At 67.8% G+C, this 19,432-nt stretch carries 19 protein-coding genes and 1 tRNA gene; 6 read left to right on the top strand and 14 right to left on the bottom strand.

Features of this window, described 5'->3' with window-relative positions:
* Positions 1-108: 108 nt before the first annotated feature.
* Positions 109-1,302 carry a TetR family transcriptional regulator gene (locus CSW62_RS19305; protein WP_099580615.1) on the bottom strand — a complete coding sequence of 398 codons (1,194 nt, stop codon included), beginning with the start codon at positions 1,300-1,302 and terminating at the stop codon, positions 109-111.
* A gap of 213 nt (positions 1,303-1,515) precedes the next feature.
* Between CSW62_RS19305 and CSW62_RS19300 the strand changes: the two genes are divergently transcribed.
* Entirely contained in the window at positions 1,516-2,379 is an 864-nt protein-coding gene (locus tag CSW62_RS19300) for an SGNH/GDSL hydrolase family protein (RefSeq protein WP_099580613.1), read from the top strand.
* Positions 2,376-3,347, top strand: a complete 972-nt coding sequence (locus CSW62_RS19295) for an alpha/beta hydrolase (RefSeq protein WP_099580611.1) — start codon at positions 2,376-2,378, stop codon at positions 3,345-3,347. Before CSW62_RS19300 ends, CSW62_RS19295 begins: the two co-directional genes overlap by 4 nt.
* 29 nt (positions 3,348-3,376) lie before the next feature.
* On the opposite strand, the gene CSW62_RS19290 is transcribed toward CSW62_RS19295, so the two are convergent.
* The 7 genes from CSW62_RS19290 to CSW62_RS19260 all read right to left on the bottom strand — a co-directional run bounded on the left by CSW62_RS19290 (position 3,377) and on the right by CSW62_RS19260 (position 8,988).
* Positions 3,377-4,267: an alpha/beta hydrolase-fold protein gene (locus CSW62_RS19290; protein ID WP_233206731.1), complete on the bottom strand. Its 891-nt coding sequence runs from the start codon at positions 4,265-4,267 to the stop codon at positions 3,377-3,379.
* Between the two features lie 52 nt (positions 4,268-4,319).
* Positions 4,320-5,486: a hypothetical protein gene (locus CSW62_RS19285; protein WP_099580607.1), complete on the bottom strand. Its 1,167-nt coding sequence runs from the start codon at positions 5,484-5,486 to the stop codon at positions 4,320-4,322.
* The gene (locus CSW62_RS19280; RefSeq protein ID WP_099580605.1) at positions 5,483-5,791 is read right to left on the bottom strand and encodes a PadR family transcriptional regulator; all 309 of its coding nucleotides are present in this window, start codon (positions 5,789-5,791) and stop codon (positions 5,483-5,485) included. Before CSW62_RS19280 ends, CSW62_RS19285 begins: the two co-directional genes overlap by 4 nt.
* Before the next feature lie 122 nt (positions 5,792-5,913).
* The gene (locus CSW62_RS19275) at positions 5,914-6,663 is read right to left on the bottom strand and encodes a VWA domain-containing protein (protein ID WP_099580603.1); all 750 of its coding nucleotides are present in this window, start codon (positions 6,661-6,663) and stop codon (positions 5,914-5,916) included.
* An 11-nt stretch (positions 6,664-6,674) separates the two neighbouring features.
* Positions 6,675-7,643: a hypothetical protein gene (locus CSW62_RS19270; protein WP_099580601.1), complete on the bottom strand. Its 969-nt coding sequence runs from the start codon at positions 7,641-7,643 to the stop codon at positions 6,675-6,677.
* Between the two features lie 6 nt (positions 7,644-7,649).
* Positions 7,650-8,303 (bottom strand): TerD family protein, encoded by a 654-nt coding sequence (locus CSW62_RS19265; protein ID WP_099580599.1) that lies wholly within the window; start codon positions 8,301-8,303, stop codon positions 7,650-7,652.
* Positions 8,304-8,550: 247 nt separating this feature from the next.
* Entirely contained in the window at positions 8,551-8,988 is a 438-nt protein-coding gene (locus tag CSW62_RS19260; protein WP_099580597.1) for an AraC family transcriptional regulator, read from the bottom strand.
* 348 nt (positions 8,989-9,336) lie between these two features.
* Here CSW62_RS19260 and CSW62_RS19255 point away from each other — a divergent pair, with 348 nt between their 5' ends.
* A complete protein-coding gene (locus tag CSW62_RS19255) occupies positions 9,337-10,296 on the top strand; it encodes a proline iminopeptidase-family hydrolase (protein WP_099580595.1) in 960 nt (319 codons plus the stop codon).
* A gap of 45 nt (positions 10,297-10,341) precedes the next feature.
* On the opposite strand, the gene CSW62_RS19250 is transcribed toward CSW62_RS19255, so the two are convergent.
* Together CSW62_RS19250 and CSW62_RS19245 are read right to left on the bottom strand one after the other, a co-directional pair.
* A complete protein-coding gene (locus tag CSW62_RS19250) occupies positions 10,342-10,992 on the bottom strand; it encodes a response regulator transcription factor (RefSeq protein ID WP_099580593.1) in 651 nt (216 codons plus the stop codon).
* Entirely contained in the window at positions 10,976-13,801 is a 2,826-nt protein-coding gene (locus CSW62_RS19245) for a PAS domain S-box protein (protein ID WP_199170643.1), read from the bottom strand. Before CSW62_RS19245 ends, CSW62_RS19250 begins: the two co-directional genes overlap by 17 nt.
* A gap of 406 nt (positions 13,802-14,207) precedes the next feature.
* Between CSW62_RS19245 and CSW62_RS19235 the strand changes: the two genes are divergently transcribed.
* Positions 14,208-14,816, top strand: coding sequence for a transcriptional regulator (locus CSW62_RS19235; protein ID WP_099580591.1), 609 nt, complete (start codon positions 14,208-14,210; stop codon positions 14,814-14,816).
* Between the two features lie 35 nt (positions 14,817-14,851).
* On the opposite strand, the gene CSW62_RS19230 is transcribed toward CSW62_RS19235, so the two are convergent.
* Together CSW62_RS19230 and CSW62_RS19225 are read right to left on the bottom strand one after the other, a co-directional pair.
* Entirely contained in the window at positions 14,852-15,826 is a 975-nt protein-coding gene (locus CSW62_RS19230) for an alpha/beta fold hydrolase (RefSeq protein ID WP_099580589.1), read from the bottom strand.
* Positions 15,827-15,903: 77 nt separating this feature from the next.
* Complete coding sequence (locus tag CSW62_RS19225) at positions 15,904-16,662, bottom strand: alpha/beta fold hydrolase (RefSeq protein ID WP_099580587.1); 759 nt, start codon at positions 16,660-16,662, stop codon at positions 15,904-15,906.
* Between the two features lie 310 nt (positions 16,663-16,972).
* Here CSW62_RS19225 and CSW62_RS19220 point away from each other — a divergent pair, with 310 nt between their 5' ends.
* Both CSW62_RS19220 and CSW62_RS19215 read left to right on the top strand, forming a co-directional pair.
* The gene (locus tag CSW62_RS19220; RefSeq protein WP_099580585.1) at positions 16,973-17,653 is read left to right on the top strand and encodes an isochorismatase family protein; all 681 of its coding nucleotides are present in this window, start codon (positions 16,973-16,975) and stop codon (positions 17,651-17,653) included.
* A 67-nt stretch (positions 17,654-17,720) separates the two neighbouring features.
* Positions 17,721-18,596, top strand: a complete 876-nt coding sequence (locus tag CSW62_RS19215) for an alpha/beta fold hydrolase (RefSeq protein ID WP_099580583.1) — start codon at positions 17,721-17,723, stop codon at positions 18,594-18,596.
* Between the two features lie 191 nt (positions 18,597-18,787).
* Here the strand turns inward: CSW62_RS19215 and CSW62_RS19210 are convergent.
* Positions 18,788-18,864 (bottom strand) — tRNA-Met (locus CSW62_RS19210).
* Positions 18,865-18,914: 50 nt separating this feature from the next.
* Positions 18,915-19,391, bottom strand: a complete 477-nt coding sequence (gene ybaK, locus CSW62_RS19205) for a Cys-tRNA(Pro) deacylase (protein WP_099580581.1) — start codon at positions 19,389-19,391, stop codon at positions 18,915-18,917.
* Positions 19,392-19,432: the final 41 nt, after the last annotated feature.

Raw genomic sequence — 19,432 nt, 5'->3', positions numbered from 1 at the left:
GGGCGACTACCAGCGCGCCATGACGTTAGCGTGACAGATGTGCGATATGGCCCCTGCCGTTTTGTTGGATCCTGTGCGTGTTACGTACGCTTGTGCGAATTGTGGGTCTCAGCGAGCCGCCAGGGCGGCGGCCAGTAGGGCCTCGATCGCCGACCGGTCGATGTCGCCGCCAGCCGTCACGCCATCAAGGACGATCTGGCCGATGCCGGCGATCGACAGGGCCTGGGACGACAGCAGGTCGAGCGGCGACTCGCCCGGGATCTGGCGGTTCAGGATGAACAGGTAGTTCTCGCCGCGCCGGCGGCGCATGTCGGCCGCGCAGGCCCTCAGGCGCGGCGTTCGGGTCGCCGCCAGGGCGACGGCGAAGGTGGCGCGGGCGATCTCGACGCTGCTGAGATCTTCTTCGATCAGGTCGATCTTGTCCGGATCGCGGTACACACGCCCATGCAGGCGGGCGATGATGTCCTCCAGCCCCGCCATCAGCAGATCCTCCTGCCGGGGGAAGTGATAGGCGAGGGTGGAGCTGGCTACGCCAGCGCGGGCGGCGATGGCGCGATGGGTCACCGCGTCGGCGCTCTGAGTGATGATCAGGGCCGAGATGTCGCGGGCGATCCTGGCCTGCCAGTCCGTCAGAGGCTGGGGCTCGTAGCCGTCGGGGCCGGTCATCATCTCGCCGAGCGCGGCGTGCAGCATGACGAACGCGCGCAGGTCGGTGGCGCCAGGCGCGGCGACCAGACCGTCGCACAGGCGGCGCAAGGTCAGCCGACGCAGCCAGCGATAGGCCGCCACGTCCCCGATCGCCAGTCCGTGCGCGGCCTCGTCGGCGCTGTAGCCGTTCAGGGCGTCGCCCAGTTCCGGCGGGCCTATCGTCTCGGCCGCCGCGCGCCAGAAGGCCAGCCGCCGGTCGCGCCAGGCGGAAAGGGAGGCGACGATCTCCGGCCGGGTCGGCGCGCCCTGCACCAGTTCGAAGAAGAACAGGGTGCGGGCGGCGTGACGAGGGGACGTCATGTCGTCCAGGATCGCGTCGGCGAGATCCGCCAACAACGAGCCAGTCAGGGGTTGCAGCGCCCGGACGCGTGACAGCCATCCATTCAGAAAAGCCGTGTCCGCCTCGCGCGCGGCGTCGATCACCGCGGCGACCAACTCGTCCTTGAGGCCGTACCGGTGCGACAGGGCCGAAACGGTGCTTCCCAACTGGTCGGCCAGGGGGCGCAGGCTGAGGCCCTTCAGGCCGTCGGCGGCGACCAGGGTCAGGGCCGCGCGCAGAACGGGCTGGATGTCGGCGTCGGGGCGGGCGGTCATCGGGTGTCCGTCGACAGATTGATCGTATGGCCTTTAGGATGTCGCCGCATTAGTGCGCAAGTCGATCGCGGAAAGTGTCTTCAAGCATCGTATGATTGTACGCTGACGCGAAAAATCGGCATAACTTTCTGACGATTTCAATCGTACGTATGTCACGGATTGGTCATGAGGGGCTGTTAAGCGCGCCGTCATCGCCACGGAGATGGGACGGCCATGCGCACCAAGCCGAAAAGCCGCCATCGGGCCGGCGCCCTCCTGATGACGCTCGCGATGGCCGTCGCGCCGCTCGGCGCGGTCAAGGCCCAGTACAAGCCCGCCGGCACCACCCCGTTGACGGCCGAAGCGCCCTGTCCAGCCCCGCCCGAAGCCCTGGTCAAGCGCCGGAGTCTGGTCGGCGAGCCGCCGCCGCCCAGCGCCGAGGATCTCCAGGCCTATCGCCGCTATGTCGAGGTCCAGCGGGCCAATGACTGGCCCGGTCTTTGCCGCTATGCGGCCGACAACCAGAGCCTGGCGGGCGGAGCCCGGCCACGCATCGTGCTGATCGGCGACTCGATCACCGAGTACTGGAAGTCGCGCGACCCTGCCGTGTTCGCCGACGGGGTCGTCGATCGCGGCGTCAGCGGCCAGACCACCCCGCAGATCCTGCTGCGCTTCTACCAGGACGTGATCGCCCTGCGGCCGCGCGTGGTCCACATCATGGCCGGAACCAACGACATCGCCGGCAACACCGGCCCGATGACCGACGCGCGGTTCCAGAACAATATCCGGGCGATGGTCGAGCTGGCCCAAGCCCATGGGATCAAGGTCGTGCTGGCCAGCATCCCGCCGGCCAAGGCCTTTTACTGGCAGCCAGAGGCGCGACCCGCCGGTCGGATCAAGGCCTGGAACGCCTGGCTGCGCGCCTATGCCGGCGAAAGGGGCGCGGTCTTCGTCGACTATCACGCGGCCCTGGCCGACGCCGACGGCGGGCTGAAGCCGGACCTCGGCGCCGATGGCGTGCACCCGTCGGCGGCCGGCTACGCGCTGATGGACCCGCTGTTCCTGTCCGCCTGGGCCCAGGCGGAGCGTCGTCGATGAGCGCTGGCCCCAGCCGTCGCGCTTTCGGCGCGGGCGTGGCCCTGTCGCTGCTGTCCGGCGCGACGCTGGCGCAGACCGCGCCGCCCGCCGTGGCCGGCTGGGCGCAGGCATGGCCGCCGAAGGAGGTTCTTCCGCTATGGCCTGGCGACCCGCCCGGCTGGCGCGGCGGCGTGACGCCCGGACTGCCGGCCGACTGGCCGCCGAACTTCCTGCGCGAGGTGGCCCGGCCCACCCTGAACGTGTTCCGGCCCGCGCGACCGAACGGCCAGGCCCTGCTGGTCTGTCCGGGCGGCGCCTATCTGGCCATTTCGGCGGCCAATGAGGGGGGCGAGGTCGCCCGGACGTTCAACGCCCTGGACGTGACCGTCTTCGTGCTGGCCTACCGGCTGCCCGGCGAGGGCTGGGACAATCGCGCCGACGCGCCGTTGCAGGACGCCCAGCGCGCCATGCGGCTTATCCGGGCCAATGCCGCAACGCTCGGCGTCCGGCCAGAGACCGTCGGCGTGCTGGGCTTCTCGGCCGGCGGTCATCTGGCGGCGACCCTGGCGACCGACCACGCCCAGTCGGTCTATGCGCCTATCGACGCCATAGACCGACTAAGCGCCCGCCCGGCGTTCGCCGGCCTGCTGTACCCGGTGATCACGATGATCGGGCCCCAGGCCCATGCGCGGTCACGCGACCAGCTTCTCGGCGCCCAGCCGTCGCCGGCGGCGGCCGCCCGCCGCTCGCCGGATCTGCGGGTTTCCGCCGCCACGCCGCCGTGCTTCGTCGCGCACGCGGCGGACGACACCAACGTCTCCATCGACAATAGCCTGGGGATGCTCGCCGCCCTGCGCGCCGCCGGGATCCGCTGCGAGGCTCACCTGTTCGAGACAGGCGAGCACGCCTTCGGCGTCGGCCGCCCCGGCGCGCCCAGCGCCCTCTGGCCACAGCTGTTCCGCCGCTGGATGGACGGAAAGACCGCCTAAGCCGTCCACCCGTAGCGGCGTGTGCGCGGTCATTTCAGCAGGAAGTCCCCGACCGAGTTCGCATCCGTGACGCAATGGCCGCCATAGAGCGGACGCCACTCGGTCTGGACGCCGCGCTCGCGCGCCATGCTGACGAGCCGCTCCGAGCCTTCGAAATTGCCGTAGTTGTCGTACAGCCCGCACGAGAGATAGAGCGCCGGATAGGCCGGCGTGGCGCGCTTGATCAGCGCGATCGGCGAAACGCGGCGCCACTCCGCGTCATCCGCCGCATAGGTCTGGGCCATGGCGCGGATGCCGAACGCGATCTTCGGGTTGGCCCCCGTCCGTTGCGCCGCGGCGACGAGCGTGGAGAGCTTGGCGAACGGCGAGTCGACATAGACGCCCGGGCACAACGCGGCGACCTTGGCGAACTTGTCGGGATAGGACAGGCCGGCGATCAACACGTTCAGGCCGCCCATCGATTCCCCCAGCAACATGCGCCGCCGGGGGCTGCCGACCTTGGCCTCGATGGCCGGCAAGCGCCGCATCATGTCGTCGAGCAGGCCGCTATCGGCCATCCGCCCCTTGGGCGTCAGCAGCCAGCTCGGCCCATAGGACAGGGTCACGACAGTGGGCGGCGGCGCTCCGGCGACCTGCCAGCGCGCCTGCAGCATCGCCGTCAGATAGGTGTCGTCGTTCCAGATGCGCTCGTCCAGGCCGCGACCGTGCAGATGATAGACGATGTCGCCATTGACGCCGCCGACCGCGCGATAGACGCAGTAGCGCAGCGCGCCTTCCGCGCCGCAGTCTCGCGTGGCCGGTTGGAAGTCGACCTTCTGGTCTCCCCGCGTCTTGGTCAGTTCGGTCCAGCCGAACCACAGCAAGCCCAAGAGCAACAAAGCAGACAGCAGGTAGCGATCCCGCTTTGCAAGGCGAGGCATTTTCACGGCTGATTTCCTTCTTGATGAAGCGGCCCGCGCGGGGGGCTGAAGCTCAGGGCTGAGCGAGACGCAGGCTTGGATCGGGCGGCGCCCGGCTGTCGCCATGAACGGCAGAGCGCCCGTCTGAGACCTCTGGAACGCGCGACGGCAACAGGGCCAGGCTCAAGAGGTAACCGACGATGGCGCTGCCGCCGTAGCCGACGATCGGCGTGGGGTAGGGGCCCGCCGCGCCTGCGAGAAACAAGGCGGCCCAGACGGCCGCGAACGCGAAATACGCCTCCTGCGCGTCGGCGCCGTGAAGGCTGCCCAACAGGCCGGGCGCCAGCAGCAGACCCATCGCGCCGAGCACCGCCAATCCCAGCAGCGCATGAACGTCCAGGGCGGAAGCCAGGACGCCGTCGACGAAGGGCGTCGGGGGCAGGGCGTCCGCCCGCATCAGCGCGATGCTCCACCCGACGGCGCTGGCCGCGAAGGCGATCAGGCCGCGGCGGTCGGGGCGCAACAGCCATTGCGCCGCCAGTCCAGCGCAGAGTGCGCCCGCCGTGGCGCGGTCGGGCTGCAGCGCCAGCGCGCCGGCCGCGAGGATCATCGCCAGGACGCTCGGGACTGTCCGCGAACGGGCGAAACCGACGACCATCGCCGGCAAGATGATGAGGCTGGGCTGCACGGCCAGGCCGCCCAGACGCAGCCAACGCGTCGCCCCGCTGGCCCCTTCGCCAAACGCCGCCGTGCCCAGCAGCACCAGGCTCAGGCCCAGCAAGACCGAGCCCAGTCCGGCGGCCGTCGACGACAGGCTGCGTCCGACGAGGGCGAGCATCACCAGGCCCAGGCCCAGCGCGGCGATATTGCCGACGATGTAGAGGCCCGGCGCGCCCGCGGCGGCCAGGTACGCAAATCCCATCAGGCAAGCGCCGAACGCGCTGGCCACGCCAAGGGCGCGAGGCCAGTATCTTAGACGATCACGCCAGCCCAGGCGCGGAAGGCCCTGGCCGAGTCCGTCATCGCCCCCGAGCTTAACGGCGATCCGCAAGAGCCGACAGCCGAGGCCGGGGACGCCAAGGCCCCAGAAGGTCTCCAGGGCGAACGCCAACGCTTCGGCGTCATTGTCGATCGCGGCGACCTCCGCGCGCGTCGCAAGCGCCCAGTCGCGATTGGCGGCGGGCAGGCTGGCGTTCAGCATGCCGCAAACCAGGCCCGCCAGGCGGCGCTGCGCCCTCATGGATTGGCCGCCTGGCCGACTGTTGGGAGCGTCGCCGCCTGCGGAGGATTGTCTCGCGCCAGCTGCACGCCCGTCTCCGTCAGGCGGTAGGCATGTCGAGGCGGCCTTCCGCCCTCTGCCGGCTGTTGCCACTGGGCTTCGAGATAGCCCTGAGCCTCAAGGCGGATCAGCAGCGGGTAGAGCGTGCCGGACTTGATCCCGGCGCGCTGGGCGATTTCGTAGCCGTGAGACCACGCGCCGCCCGCCCCAAGAAGGACGGCCAGAACCGTTCGGGCGTGAGCGGAGAGAGAGCGTGCGCGAGCCATGAGAAATAAATCTACCTATGTAGACTTATAGTCAAGACCTGAACGCCGCCTGTCCCGCCGACAAGGCCTTTGCCTCTGGACGGCCCGCTCGCCGAGCCGCCCCTGTTCCGTCGCCGGCGCCTTCAGGCCTTCAGCCATGCGAGCAATTCGGGTCCGAGCAGCTGAGCGTTCAACTGCTCGTCCGAAAGATCGACGAAGGCGTCGAGGTCGCGAATGATCACCACGCCGGTGTTCTTGAACCGCTCGGCGATCGTCCGCAGAAACTGGAAGTCGACGTCGTGCTCGCACGCGCCCACGAACAGGAAATAGACTTGGTCGCCGCGCTCTTCGGACTCCTCCAGGATCCTGGTCGTACGGACGTGATCATTGGTGTGGTTCTCGCCGTCCGTGACGAAGATGACGATCGAACGCTTCTTTGACAGGACCTCCGGCGTCTTGGGGCGTCCGAAGAACCGGCTCAGAAAGCCGCCAGCGCCCTCGGGCGTCGGTAACCAGCCGAAATGCTGCAGGTTGCGCTCCAGCACATAGCTGTACTCGGTGCCGCCGTTCCATCCGATCACGCGATTGACGACCTTGCGAACGATGTAGTCCTCGCAATCGTCAGGCGTGACCGTCCCGACGTGAGTGACGGTGTGCCGTCCGTCGGCGAAGGTGAACACGTCCATCTTGCCGTCGGGATCCAGTTCCATGCCGTAGGGCACGAGGCGCGCGATCAGCTTGCTCGTCGTGCCCTCCTTGTGCTCGTGCTCAAAGGAGCCCGACACGTCGATGTCGAAGATCAGCTCGGCCTTCACGTCAGGCGCGACGCCCGCCTTGTCGAGGGACACGCGCAGCGCGCGCGCCGATTTCTGCAGACTGAGTTGCAAGGTCATCGTGGGCGATCCTATGGGGCGAGTTTTCGAAGAATGGCGCGGAGGCGGCTGCGGAGCTCCGCGACCTCCGTTGTGGCTGGGCGGCGCGAGGCGCGGATGGCCATGTCCCCCAGCCAGCTGACCAGGGTCGCGAGCACCACGTCCTGGATGGTGGCGATGAGGGCGCGGGCGTCCTCGACCTGGCTGTCCCGCTCGAACTGGCCGCCGCGGATCTCCACAGCGCTCTGGGTCAGGCTCATTTCCCTCTGCAGGAAGCGACGGGACAGCTCGGGTCGCGACGTCGCGAGATGTTCGGAGAGGAACAACGCGCCAAGGGCGGCCGCCTCGATCTCGACGCGGGTCTCGTCGATGCGCCGCGAATGATCGCACAGCGCGGCCTCAAGCGTTCGTAGGGGATCGAGCGCCGCCCGGGTCAGATCGATCAGTCCCGCCAATTCGGCGCGCGCGACCGTCAGCTTGCGCGGCGAGTCGATGCGTCCGCTCGGCGCTTCGAAGAGGGCCAGGAGAGGCGCGCGGCGGCCGTCGCAGGTCGCCTCGACATCGATCGTTTCCAGGATCTCGACGATCCGCCCGACATGGCCGCGCGTGCGGATCAGGACGCCGTCGTCGGATGGAGCGAGCCCCTCCGAGATGAGCGCGGCGTGGCGCTGTTGGGCGCCGCGTCCCCACGGCGTGACATGTCGGTCGCCGGCGCCCTCGGCGACGAAGCTCTCGACGAGCCACACCGCGCGGGCCGCGGTTCGCGACGAGACGCCCGGCGATAGCCGGGTCATATCCGCCGGGCTGACCGCGATCCGTTTGCGCGCGACGCCCGGAATCGCGGTCGGCGTGGTTACAGTCGGCGTCCCGGCGTGGCGAATGGGCGTGGCGTCGTTCTGGCGTTTCTCGCGCTTGGCGGGCGGCTCGATGATCGTCGGGCGTAGCCGGTCCGGCGCCGCGCCCGGCTTGGCGTTCGCGTTGGCTTTGGGATCGTCAGGCACGTCTGGTCAGGAGAAATGCGCGAGCACGTCGTTGAAGTCGCCGTTGAAGCCACGGCCCACCGCCGCATATTCCCAGCCATCGGGACCCAGCAGGATGCTGCCCAGCTGGACCACGTTGAAGTCCTTGAATTCGGACGAGAGCTGATAGGCGCCCAATTCGCGCCCCGCGTCGTCGGTCAGCGTGATGACGCACAGATCGATGTCGCCGAACGCCGGTTCGTCCTCATCCTCCTCGCCGCCATCGTGGCCGTCGCCATGGTCGGCCTCGTGAACGGTGACCAGGATCGGGATCTCGTTGACGCCCAGAGGGATCTTCGCGCCGTCGATCACGATGGACTCTGAATTGTTCTGCACGCGCATGTCGCCGCTATGGGCCAGACCTCCGCTGGGGGTCTGAAACGACCCGTCGGCCTGGGTCTGCAACACGCCGCCGCGCGGGTTCATCCGCGTCGTGTTGTAGGTGGACAGCACGGCGCTGAGCTCGGTCACCTTCGCCCCGGCGCCGTCGTTCACCGCCTCGAGCGCATGCACGTCGACATCGTCGGCATGGTCGGCGTCGCATTCCCACCTCACCTGGACGGTGAAGCGCGCGCCCTTGTTCAGCGAGAGTTGGAGTTTGGGTCGTGCTGCGCCGGGCTTCTCGAGCGGCAAGGTGAGCATGCTTGGGCGGGTCCCTGGCGTCGCGGCTGCCCCGGATTTTCAGGAGGCGAGCACGACCCTAGACAAGCTTCGGTTGAATGCCAACGGGGCGAGGCCGCGAAAGCCGGTCGTCAGCGCGGCGAGCGCGAAAAGAACAGGTTCCCGCGCCATAGCCGCCCGGACTAACGACATGGAACAGCTCTGGAAGGGCGCGGCGGATCCAGGCGCCGCCGTCGTTCTGCTCCCGGAGCCACGCCGATGGCGGCCGCTAACAGCAGCCCATCGCCTCGGTTCGAGGATGGAGTCCCGCCGTTCGCCGCCACCGCGAGGGTGTCGAGCCCGTGAGGTCCGCGAAGGTGCGCGTGAAGTGCGCCTGGTCGGTAAAGCCGCAGGACAGGGCGATCTGGCAAAGGCTCGAGGAGGTCCGCATCATCATCGCCTGGGCATGCTCGATGCGGCGGTGCGCCACGAACCGCGAGAAGGTCAGGCCGAAGGTCTGGCGGAACCGCCGAGAAAAGTAGCTGGGGCTGAGCCTCGCGCGCTCGGCGGCGGCCCGGACCGAAGGACGGCCGGCGAAGTCCCCGTCGACATAGTCGCGAACCCGTCGGGCCTGCCAGGGCAGCAGACCTGCCCATTCCGAAGGGGCGGTCGACGGAAGGCCGGTGACGCCCGCGCCGAGGCTTGGGGTGATTTCAATCCGCGTCATGCGCTGTCTCCACGGGCTAAGGTGTTCGTTCATGAGACTAGACGCGGGCGGACGCCGGGGCGCGTAAAGCTCAGTAAAGGCTCGTCAACCGAGGTGTTTTCCGCGCCGTCGCGTCTGTCTCGACGGCCGGGACGTCCGGCGAGGTGGCTCTCCCCTTGGGGCGATGTTCGTCGATCGCGCCCGCGATCGGCCGATCCATTCAAGCAACCCTGGTCTCGGTGGCCCAAGTTGAGGGCGCGTGTCTGGAAACCTTGAGTTTCCGGGCGCTTGCTCGTGGCCGCCGTCGGCGCGCGATAGACCCCCGCCCTGGCGCGGGCAGCCTTTCAGTCATCCTCAGGAGTATCGACAATGACCATCAGCAGCTGGACCCGCCGCCGCGCCTTGCAGTCAGCCATCGGCGCGGTTGTCGCGGTCCCGGCCGGCGCGGCCTTCGCCGCCGCGCCCCGGTCGGAAGGCTATGTCGCCGTCCCGGGCGGCAAGGTCTACTGGCGAAAGTTCGGCTCGGGCGGCAAGACGCCTCTGCTCACGCTGCACGGCGGGCCCGGCTCATCGCACAATTACCTGCTGCCGCTGCAGGCCCTGGCCGACGAGCGGCCGGTCATCTTCTACGACCAGCTCGGCTGTGGCCGGGCGGACGCGCCGGAAGACGACAGTGTCTATATGATCCAACGGTCGGTCGATGAACTGGACGCCGTCCGCGCCGCCCTGGGCCTGGACCGTGTTGTCTTGCTCGGCCATTCGTGGGGCGCGCTGCTGGCCGTGGAGTATCTGTGCCAAGGCCGGGGCAGGGGCGTGGATCGCCTGATCCTGAGCGGCGCCATGGCCAGCATCCCGCAGGCCATCGCCGGGTTCGAGCGCCTGTTCGCCACCATGCCGGACGGTTGGTGCGACAAGATCCACGCGCTCGAGAACGCCGGCAAGACGGGCACGCCTGAATACGCGGCGCTGGTGCAGAAGTTCTACGACACGTTCGTGCTGCGCGTCCCGCCGAGCCCCGAGGTGCTGGCGACCCTGGAGTCGCTGGGCAAGTCGCCCGCCTACCGCGTGCTCAACGGCCCCAACGAGTTCACCATCGTGGGGAAGATAAAGGACTGGGATCGCCGCAAGGACCTCAAGGCCATCACCCAGAAGACCCTGATCACCACCGGCGAGTTCGACGAGGTCACGCTCGACTGCCACGAGACGCTGCGCGACGGCATCGCCGGCAAGGCGCGGCTCGCCGTGATGACCGGCTGTTCGCACCTGACGATGAACGAAAAGCCCGCCCAGTATAACGCCCTGCTGCGCGGCTTCATGAACGAGGCCTAGGGGAGGTCACCCGTCGGCGGCGGACAACCCGTCGCCGACGGCGTCTCACAGCGCTTCTCGCGCCTCGGCCTTTGCCAGCCGGTCGGCCATGCGCACCAGATCCGGCAGCGACACCGCTTCCATCTTCTTCATGACCTGGCTGCGGTGGAGCTTCACAGTCGCTTCGGTGATGGCGGCGCGTTCGGCGATCTGCTTGTTCAGCAAGCCGGCCGCCACCATGGCGAAGACCTGCCGCTCGCGGTCCGACAGGGTCTGGTGCCGCGCGCGGAGCGCCTCGTCGCCCTTGGCCTCCTCGCGGCGCAGCCTGTCCGCGGCCAACGCTCTGTTCACCGCTTCCAGAAGATCCTGCTCGCGCACGGGCTTGGTCAGCACATCGACGGCGCCGGCCTTCATCGCGCGAACGGCCATCTGGACGTCGACATGGCCGCTGATCAGCACGACCGACAGGGCCGCGCCGCTCCTGGCCAGCGCCTCCTGGAACTCAAGGCCGCTACGGCCGGGCAGGCGAATGTCCAGAACAATGCAGGCCGCGCGCTTCAAGCCGCCGGCCTGGATGAAATCCTGGACCGAGCCAAAGATCTCCGTCGCCAAGCCCACGGATTGAAAAAGACCCCGAAGCGCTTCGCGGACGCTTTCATCGTCGTCGATGACGGCGACGAAACGCTCGCCTTCACCCTCCTTAGCCGTAGGAAACATCAACGCCGTGTCCTTCTGCCAGGGGCAAGGTGAAACTGAAGACGCTGCCTTGCGTCCGATTGGTGCGCGCCCAGATCTTGCCGCCGTGGGCTTCGATGATCGAGCGGCAGATGGAGAGGCCCATGCCAATCCCTTCGGCCTTGGTGCTGAAAAAGGCTTCGAATAGGCGATCGGGGTCATCCGATCCGAGACCCGGTCCGGTGTCGCTCACACTCACGATCGCCTCGCCCTCGCGGATCCGAGCCTGGACCGTCAGGCGCTTTGGACCCTCGTGGCCGCCCGCCATCGCTTCGATCGCGTTCATGATCAGGTTGAGCACCACCTGCTGCAGTTGGGTGACGTCGCCCAGGATGATGATCGGGCTGTGCTCCAGCTGCGCTTTGGCGGTGACGCCCTGGCGCTGAAGCTCTCCTTGCAGCAAGTCCAGAACGACCTGGATGACCTGTTCGACACCCACTCGCTCGAGCCGCGGAGCGGTCTTGCGCGCCAGATTGCGCAGGCTGGTGATGATGTCACCTGCTCGGTGGCCGTCCCGAACGATGCGCTCGGCCGCCTGGCGCGCCATGGCGATGTCTGTCTGGGCGCCGTCCAGCCAACGCAGGCAGGCCCCGGCGTTGGTGACGATCGCCATGAGCGGCTGATTGACCTCATGAGCGATCGACACCGCCAGTTCCCCCATGGTGGTCATGCGCGTCATGTGGGCCAGATGGCTCTGGCTCTGGCGCAGATCCTCCACCGCGCGCTTGCGGTTTTCGATGTCGACATTGACGCCGAACCACTGGGTGAGATTGCCGTCCTCGTCGAAGAACGGGCTGGCCCGGATGAGGAACCAGCGATACTGGCCGTCGGCCCTGCGCAGGCGAAGTTCGGACTCTCCGGACGTTCCCGTCGCGATCATCTCGCCCCACTGCTCCAGTGTCGTGTCCCGGTCATCGGGGTGGATGAAGTTGGTGAAACCGAAGCCCAGCACGTCTTCAAGCGCCACACCCGCGTAGTCCAGATATTGCGGGCTCCAGAAGGTCGTGGCGCCGTTGGCGTCGGACGACCAGGTCAGGCCCGGAATGGACGAGACGATCTGCTGCAGGCGCCGCTCGCTGTCGCGCAATGCGGCTTCACTGGCGGTGAGGGCGGCCTCCGTGCGCTTGAGATCCTCGATGTCGACATTGACGCCAAACCAACGGACGGCGCCGCTCGCATCCGTCAGTTTCTGGCCCGAAAACAGGAACCACCGATAGGCGCCGTCGAAGCGGCGAATCCTGCCCTGCATGAGAGACGCTTCGCCGTCCAGATTCCGGCTCCAGTCGGCCAGCATCCGCTCGACGTCATCGGGATGGAAGCGGTCCGTGAACCCGAACTCGAGGAGGGTCTCCTCGAGAGACCCCGTGTAGTCCAGGAAGCGCTGGTTGACGAAATCAGCGCTGCCATCGGGGCGAGCCGACCAGACAAGGACGGGAAGGGAATCCAGGATCAGGCTGAGGTTTCGCTCGCTGGCGGTCACCGCAGCCTCGGCGCGCTTGCGGTCCTCGATGTCGAGGTTGACGCCATACCAGCGGACGACCTCCCCGTCGGCGGTCAGCAACGGACCGCAGCGGCAGATCACCCAGCGATACTCGCCATCGGCCCGACGCGCTCGGCCCTCGATATCCCCGCCGGTCCTGGAGGCCATCATGGCTTGCCACTCGGCGAACATTCTCTCGACGTCGTCGGGGTGAAACTGGGTGTGGAAACCCGCCTCTATCAAGTCCTCGGCGGACAGGCCGACAAAGTCGCAGAACTGCTTGTTGACCGTGTCGACATGACCTTCGGCCGTGGTCGACCAGACCATGCAGGGGATGGTGTCGAGCATCAGGCTCAGCGTCCGCTCGCTCGCCAGCAGCGCGGCCTGGGCTTCTTCCAGAGCGGTCTCGGCGCGTTTGCGATCCTCGATGTCCGTGCCGACGCCGTACCACTTGACGACGTTGCCGTCGGCGTCGAACAGCGGGTTCTGGCGCAGGACGAACCAGCGGTATTGGCCATCGGCGCGGCGCATGCGGCACTCGACCGGGCGCGGACGCTTGGTGGCCATGATCTCCTGCCAGGCCGCCACCAGATAGTCCGTGTCGTCGGGGTGGAAGATCGGCCAGAACCCCTGGCCGCTGATCGCCTCGGCGGTCCACCCGACATAGTCGACGAAGTTCTGATTGCAGAAGTCGATCAGGCCATCCGGGGTCGTCGACCAGGCCATTGCCGGTATGGTGTTGATGGTCAGGTTCAGGCGCCGCTCGCTTTCGGCCAGCGCCTGGGCGGTGGCGGCGCTATCGCGCGGGTCGGGCGGGGGCGGCCGATCGCTGAGCTCGCGCATCTCCCGGCAGGCGAGGCTCGCCAGCGACGCGGCGATCCTGAGCTTCGCCAGCGCCTCCGCGCTCGGGAAGGTCGCGGATCGCGAGCCCGCGAGGATTTCGCCAAGGCTGACACTTTCTCCCAGACCGCATTGCACCAGCGACAGGGGCTGGCCGCCCAAAACCAGCTGCTGAGGCGAAGCGTCCTGGTCGGACCGCCTGGTCAGGGCCGCGCGGATTTCCGCGGGCGAACAGATGTCGGCGAAGTCCGGCGCCACGCGCAGGAAGACGTGGGTGGTGTCGTTGAAGCGCAGCCCCGCGAAATCCAGTTCAAGCATATCGAGCAAGGTCTCGACGACGCTTTCAGCGATGGCGGTGGGATCAAGGCCCTTCCAGGTTTCCGGGAGGCGGCTAAGGCGCTCATAGCCGTTCTGGGGCTTGTCCGGAATCGGCCATTCCGCGGCCTGAGGCATGACGAGCGGAGGGGGCACCCGGAATCCTTCGTCTGTCGCTCCGACGTTGCCCCGAGCCTAACCTGAGCGCGGCGCCGCTTCCACCTCGACCAAGGTCTAGCCGCGCTCGACGAAAGGCTAGGGGCGACCGAGGTCTGGTCGAAAATTCGCCGGCCATGTTGGGGGTGCGCCTCGGCCGTCTGTCGCCTCGGCCGGGGGGCGGCGCACGCTCATCGGACGGATCCAAGGCCGACTAGACCAAAGTCGAGTCCGGCTCCCCTTATGGCGAGCTGGGCGCGACCATGGACCAATTGAAGCTCGATCATCGGGAGCGGTATCCTCGACCACGAAACTCAAAGGAGGGTGGTGTGTCGAACCGATCGAATTCCGCCCACCGAGACAACGAGACCCTCGGCACGCGGCCCTTGGTCCGGGCGATGCGCTCATGACGCTCGCCCTGACCTTCGCCTTCGGCGCTTATCTCTTCATTCCGGGACGCCAGCTGCTCCTAAGGGACGGCGTGGTCGTTCGCGTCGGATGCCGGGCTCTGGATCTGTTGAAGGCCTTCGTCCAACGGCCCGGCGAGCTCCTGACGAAGCGAGAGCTTCTGGAAGAGGCCTGGCCCAGTACGACCGTGGTCGAGGGCAATCTGAAGGTCCATATCGCGGCCCTGCGGCGGGCGCTCGACGACGACGTGTTCGAGGCCCGGTTTATCGCCACCGTCAACGGTCGAGGCTATCGCTTCGTCGCGCCGGTCGAGACCGGTCAGGCGCCGATGGCGGGAGCCATCGCGCCGCGTCCGCTCGGCGGAGCGCTTGAACGTGCGGGCGTCTATCCCGAGCATGGGAGTTTCGAGGAGGCGTTGGCGCTGCTGGCGCGCGCCATGCGCTCCCAGGTCATCGAGACCGCCGGCGACCCTGGCAGGGCGGCGGTCGCCGGACCGTCGCGCCGGTTTCTGTTCATCGAGCTGACACGCCGCGACGAGGCCTGTGACGAGAGCTGGATCGAGGACGTCTTCGTCCAGCGCCTGCGCGCCCTATCCGCGACGCGCTAAGCGTCGCGGATTCCACGGGTCCCAGAGGCGCGGCGCTACTCCTTCAGGTTACGATCCAGGAAGTCGCGGATCAGCGGCGCCATGACGTCGAGCCGGTCTTCCAGGGCGAAGTGGCCGGAGTCGAGGATGTGGATCTGGGCCTTGGGCAGGTCGCGCAGATAGGGGTGGGCGCCCTCCTCGGGGAAGATCTTGTCGTTCTTGCCCCAGACGATCAGCGTAGGCGGATGGTTGTCGCGGAAGAACTTCTGGAAGTCCGGATAGAACGGTACGTTGGAGCCGTAGTCGCCGAGCATGTCCAGCTGGACGTCGCGGTTGCCCGGACGGTCCAGCAGCGCCTGGTCGTGGACCCAGTTGTCGGGGCTGATGCGCGCAACGTCGCCCATGCCGTCGGTGTACTGGAACTTGGTGATGTCCAGCGTGACCAGGCTGTTCAGCGCGTCGCGGTTCTTCTGTGTGCGGTCCTTCCAGTAGACCTTGATCGGATCCCAGAAGGGCGACTGCAGGCCTTCATTGTAGGCGTTGCCGTTCTGGACGATCAGGCCGCTCACGCGCTCGGGGTGCTTCAGGGCCAGGCGGTAGCCGATCGGGGCGCCGTAATCCATGACGTACATCGTGTAGCGCTTGGCGCCGATCTGGGTCACCAGCTTGTCGACGATGTCGGCCTGGTTGGCGAAGGTGTAGGCGAACTTGGCGTGGTCCGGCGCATCGCTCTGGCCGTAGCCCGGATAGTCCGGCGCGATCACGCGGTACTTGTCGGCCAGCAGCGGGATCAGGTTGCGGAACATGTGCGACGATGTCGGGAAGCCGTGCAGCAGCAGCACCACCGGACCGTCGGCCGGACCAGCCTCGCGATAGAACACCTTCACGCCGTCGACGGTGGCGGTCCGATAGTGGATCACCGGCGGCGCGGGGCGCGTGACGGCGGCCTTCGCGGCCGGGGCGGCGAGGGCGTGGGGCGCGGCGGCCAGGGTCGCGGCGGCGAGCGCCAGGGTTGTGAGCAGTCGGGTCATCGAAGTCTCCTCGGGTTTTCAGGGTTGAAAGGCGGCGCTGCGGCCTAGGGGCGCGGCGAGATCGTCGGGAGGCGCGGCTACTTGGTCGCGTCGGCCGCCATCGCGACGAAGTCGGCGACGTAGGCGGGCTTGGAGAGCATCACGGCGTGGCTGCTGGGCGTTTCGACCAGCGTGGCCTTGGCCCGCACCGCCATCGCGCGCTGAGCCGCGGGCGGGATCATCAGGTCCTGCGTCGTCAGGAGGTAGTAGCTGGGCTTGGCCTTCCAGGCCGGGGCGGCGATCTTGGCGCCGACCGCGCCCAGGCCCCACGGAACCTGGGAGACGGCCATGAAGCGCGTGACGGCGGGGTCGACGTCGGCGGCGAAGGCTGAGGCGAACTTGGCCGGATCGACCTGGATGAAGCCGTCCTTGGGCGGCAGCAGCGGGGCGGGCGGCGCGCCCGGCGTCGGCGTGCTGGCCAGCTGCAGGACCGACTCGCCAGCGTCGGGGGCGAAGGCGGCCAGGTAGACCAGGCTCCTCACCTTGGGGTCAGCCCCGGCCTCGGTGATCACCGCGCCGCCGTAGGAGTGGCCCACGAGGATAACGGGGTGTCTGGCCTGGGCGATGACTTGGCGGGTCGCCTCGGCGTCTCCCTCCAGGGTGATGGTGGGGTTCTGGACGACGAGGACCTCAAAGCCCTTGTTCCGCAGTAGCTCGTAGACGGGACGCCAGCCCGAGGCGTCCACGAAGGCGCCGTGAACCAGCACGATGGACACCGGCTTTTCGGCGGCGAGGGCCGCGCCGGCGGGCGCGGCGGCGGCGAGGGCCGCGATCATTCCAACGAGGGCGCGCTTCATCGTGTCTCTCCGTGGGGCAACCAGGCCCAGGCTGGGCGTTGGTCGACAGGACTAGTCCCGTGGAGAAAATTGTGGGGTTATGTGTTGTAAAGCGTGGTCAAGGTTGGATCGCTTGGATTGATACGATGAAGTTTCGCCGCCGATCGCGACGTCTTGGTCTGTGAATATATGGGGGTGTCCTGAGTTTATTGATTTAATACGGCGCTTTACAGGGATTTACTGGCGAGGCCGGTCGCGTCGGGGAATTGTCGATTGGCGCGGGACGTCCCTGAGGATGTCGACCCGGGCGTGAATCCTTCAGGGAAATCCCATGACGACGTCGCCGAAACAAAAAGCCAGCGTCCTGCCCACCGGCGGTGGCGCGGCGCTCCTGGATCCCGCCGATGCGGTGATCCTGTTGCTGGATCACCAGTCGGGTCTCTTCCAGACGGTCAAGGATATCTCCGTGGCGGACCTTCGACGCAACGTCGAGATGGTCGCGCGCCTCGCCACGCTGCTGAACATCCCGGTGATCACGACGGCGTCCGAGCCCGCCGGCTCCAACGGTCCGCTGATGCCCGAGATCCACGAATTGGCGCCGCACGCCGTCTACGTGCCGCGAAAGGGCGAGGTGAACGCCTGGGACAACGGCGACTTCGTCGGTCAGGTCCAGGCCACCGGCCGCAAGACCCTGATCATGGCCGGCGTCTGGACCAGTGTCTGCGTCATGTTCCCGGCCTTGGACGCGGTGGTCGCCGGCTACGACGTCTATGCCGTGGTCGACGCCTCGGGCGACCCCAGCGAAATGGCTTCGCGCACCAGTCTCGCCCGCTTCGTTCAGGGCGGGGTCAAGCCGATCTCCGCCAACGCGCTGCTGAGCGAGCTGCACCGCACCTGGGCGCGCCCGGAAGCGGCCGAGCTCGCCAAGCTCTATGGCCTGGCCGCGCCGAACTACGCCGCGGTCATGGAGAGCTTCCAGAAGGCCCAGGCCGTCGCCCGGGCCAACGCCTAGCCGCCGAAGGATCGTCCCCGGCGACGTCGATCCGCCGTCGTCGGGGGCGCTCCGCCGAGGATCTCCCATGTCCCAACAATCCATCCCGTCCCAGGCCAGCCTGAGGCGCGCCGAAATCGGCGACGTCTCGATCTTCTACCGTGAAGCCGGCGATCCCGATCGCCCGACGATCCTGCTGCTGCACGGCTTTCCAACCTCTTCGCACCAGTTTCGCCATCTGATCCCGCGCCTGGCCGATCGCTATCACGTGGTCGCGCCTGACCTGCCAGGGTTTGGCTTCACGACCGCGCCGGAGGACTTCGACTACAGCTTCGCGAGCCTGGCCAAGGCCATGGAGGCCTTCACCGACGCGATCGGGATCGACCGCTACGCGATCTACATCTTCGACTATGGCGCGCCGGTGGGGCTGCGTCTGGCGCTGGCCCGGCCGGACGCCATCGCGGCGATCATCTCGCAGAACGGCAACGCCTACGCGGAGGGGCTGAGCGACGGTTGGGCGCCGACCCGGGCCTTCTGGGCCGATCCCTCGCCAGTCAATCGCGAGGGCATGCGCGGCATGTTCACCCTGGAGACGACGCGCTGGCAATACACGCACGGGGCGCCGGACGAGACCCAGGTGGAGCCGGAAGGCTACTGGCTCGACTACGCGCTGATGTCGCGGCCCGGAAACGCCAACATCCAGCTCGACCTGATCGCCGACTACCAGAGCAACGTCGCGCTCTATCCGCGCTTCCATCAGTACTTCCGCGAGCGGCAGCCGCCGCTCCTGGCTGTCTGGGGCGCGAAGGATCCGTTCTTCCTGCCGGCCGGCGCGGAAGCCTTCCAGCGGGATCTGCCGCAGGCCGAGGTCCAGTTCCTCGACACGGGCCATTTCGCCCTCGAGACCCACGGCGCTGAAATCGCCGCCTCCATTCGCGACTTCTTGGACCGGCGGGTGCGATAGGCGAGAAGGTGTGTGACGTACCGGGGTCGCCCTCACCAGATCCGGACGCGCCAGGTAGAGCCGGTCCGTCGGCTCGACCTCGCAGGCGCCGTACTGGGCCTTCAGCACGGCGATCCGCTGCTCGAAGGCCGCGTGCGAGGGGGCGCAATTCCTGGACCCCGCTACAAAACCCCCGCCCTATGGGTTCCGCTTGGTGGCTGGGGGCGGGATCGAACCGCCGACCTGTGGGTTATGAATCCACCGCTCTAACCATCTGAGCTACCCAGCCCCAGGAGGCGGGGCTTATAGGCGAGAACCGCGCGCCATTTCAAGCGGCGCCTACTCCGAAACGATCGCCGCCGTAACAGCGCCCAGGGCCTTCACCGCGTCGGCCGGCGCCAGCTTCACCTGCAGGCCGCGCTGGCCGCCGTTGATGAAGACGTAGGGCTCGCTCAGGGCGGCCTCTTCCATCACGGTCGGCAGGCGCTTCTTCTGGCCGAAGGGGCTGACGCCGCCGACCTTGTAGCCGGTGATCCGCTCGGCCTCGGGGACCGGGGCCATGGCCGCCGACTTGCCCTTGAGGGCGGCGGCCAGCTTCTTCATGCTGACCTCCTTGTCCGAGGGCAGGATGGCGCAGGCGGGCTTGCCGTCCAGCATGACGATCAGGGTCTTGAGCACCCGGCGGGGGTCTTCGCCCAGGGCTTCGGCGGCCTGCAGGCCCACCCGCTCCGAGCCGGGGTCGTAGTCGTACGTATGCAGGTCGAACGCGACGCCGGCCTTGCTCAGTGCGATCGTGGCGGGGGTGCTCTTGGACATGGTTCGGGTGATACCCAAGTGCGCTCAAGGTTGGAATACGG

Source organism: Caulobacter sp. FWC2 (assembly GCF_002742625.1).
In the GTDB taxonomy this organism is placed as follows: Bacteria; Pseudomonadota; Alphaproteobacteria; order Caulobacterales; family Caulobacteraceae; genus Caulobacter.
This window is presented reverse-complemented; position numbering and strand designations above follow the sequence as displayed.

Bases quoted from the DNA above. Each gene is read 5' to 3' on its own strand.
- CSW62_RS19305 (WP_099580615.1), bottom strand. From the start codon at position 1,302: ATGACCGCCCGCCCCGACGCCGACATCCAGCCCGTTCTGCGCGCGGCC.
- CSW62_RS19300 (WP_099580613.1), top strand. From the start codon at position 1,516: ATGCGCACCAAGCCGAAAAGCCGCCATCGGGCCGGCGCCCTCCTGATG.
- CSW62_RS19295 (WP_099580611.1), top strand. From the start codon at position 2,376: ATGAGCGCTGGCCCCAGCCGTCGCGCTTTCGGCGCGGGCGTGGCCCTG.
- CSW62_RS19290 (WP_233206731.1), bottom strand. From the start codon at position 4,267: ATGCCTCGCCTTGCAAAGCGGGATCGCTACCTGCTGTCTGCTTTGTTG.
- CSW62_RS19285 (WP_099580607.1), bottom strand. From the start codon at position 5,486: ATGAGGGCGCAGCGCCGCCTGGCGGGCCTGGTTTGCGGCATGCTGAAC.
- CSW62_RS19280 (WP_099580605.1), bottom strand. From the start codon at position 5,791: ATGGCTCGCGCACGCTCTCTCTCCGCTCACGCCCGAACGGTTCTGGCC.
- CSW62_RS19275 (WP_099580603.1), bottom strand. From the start codon at position 6,663: ATGACCTTGCAACTCAGTCTGCAGAAATCGGCGCGCGCGCTGCGCGTG.
- CSW62_RS19265 (WP_099580599.1), bottom strand. From the start codon at position 8,303: ATGCTCACCTTGCCGCTCGAGAAGCCCGGCGCAGCACGACCCAAACTC.
- CSW62_RS19260 (WP_099580597.1), bottom strand. From the start codon at position 8,988: ATGACGCGGATTGAAATCACCCCAAGCCTCGGCGCGGGCGTCACCGGC.
- CSW62_RS19255 (WP_099580595.1), top strand. From the start codon at position 9,337: ATGACCATCAGCAGCTGGACCCGCCGCCGCGCCTTGCAGTCAGCCATC.
- CSW62_RS19250 (WP_099580593.1), bottom strand. From the start codon at position 10,992: ATGTTTCCTACGGCTAAGGAGGGTGAAGGCGAGCGTTTCGTCGCCGTC.
- CSW62_RS19235 (WP_099580591.1), top strand. From the start codon at position 14,208: ATGACGCTCGCCCTGACCTTCGCCTTCGGCGCTTATCTCTTCATTCCG.
- CSW62_RS19230 (WP_099580589.1), bottom strand. From the start codon at position 15,826: ATGACCCGACTGCTCACAACCCTGGCGCTCGCCGCCGCGACCCTGGCC.
- CSW62_RS19225 (WP_099580587.1), bottom strand. From the start codon at position 16,662: ATGAAGCGCGCCCTCGTTGGAATGATCGCGGCCCTCGCCGCCGCCGCG.
- CSW62_RS19220 (WP_099580585.1), top strand. From the start codon at position 16,973: ATGACGACGTCGCCGAAACAAAAAGCCAGCGTCCTGCCCACCGGCGGT.
- CSW62_RS19215 (WP_099580583.1), top strand. From the start codon at position 17,721: ATGTCCCAACAATCCATCCCGTCCCAGGCCAGCCTGAGGCGCGCCGAA.
- ybaK (WP_099580581.1), bottom strand. From the start codon at position 19,391: ATGTCCAAGAGCACCCCCGCCACGATCGCACTGAGCAAGGCCGGCGTC.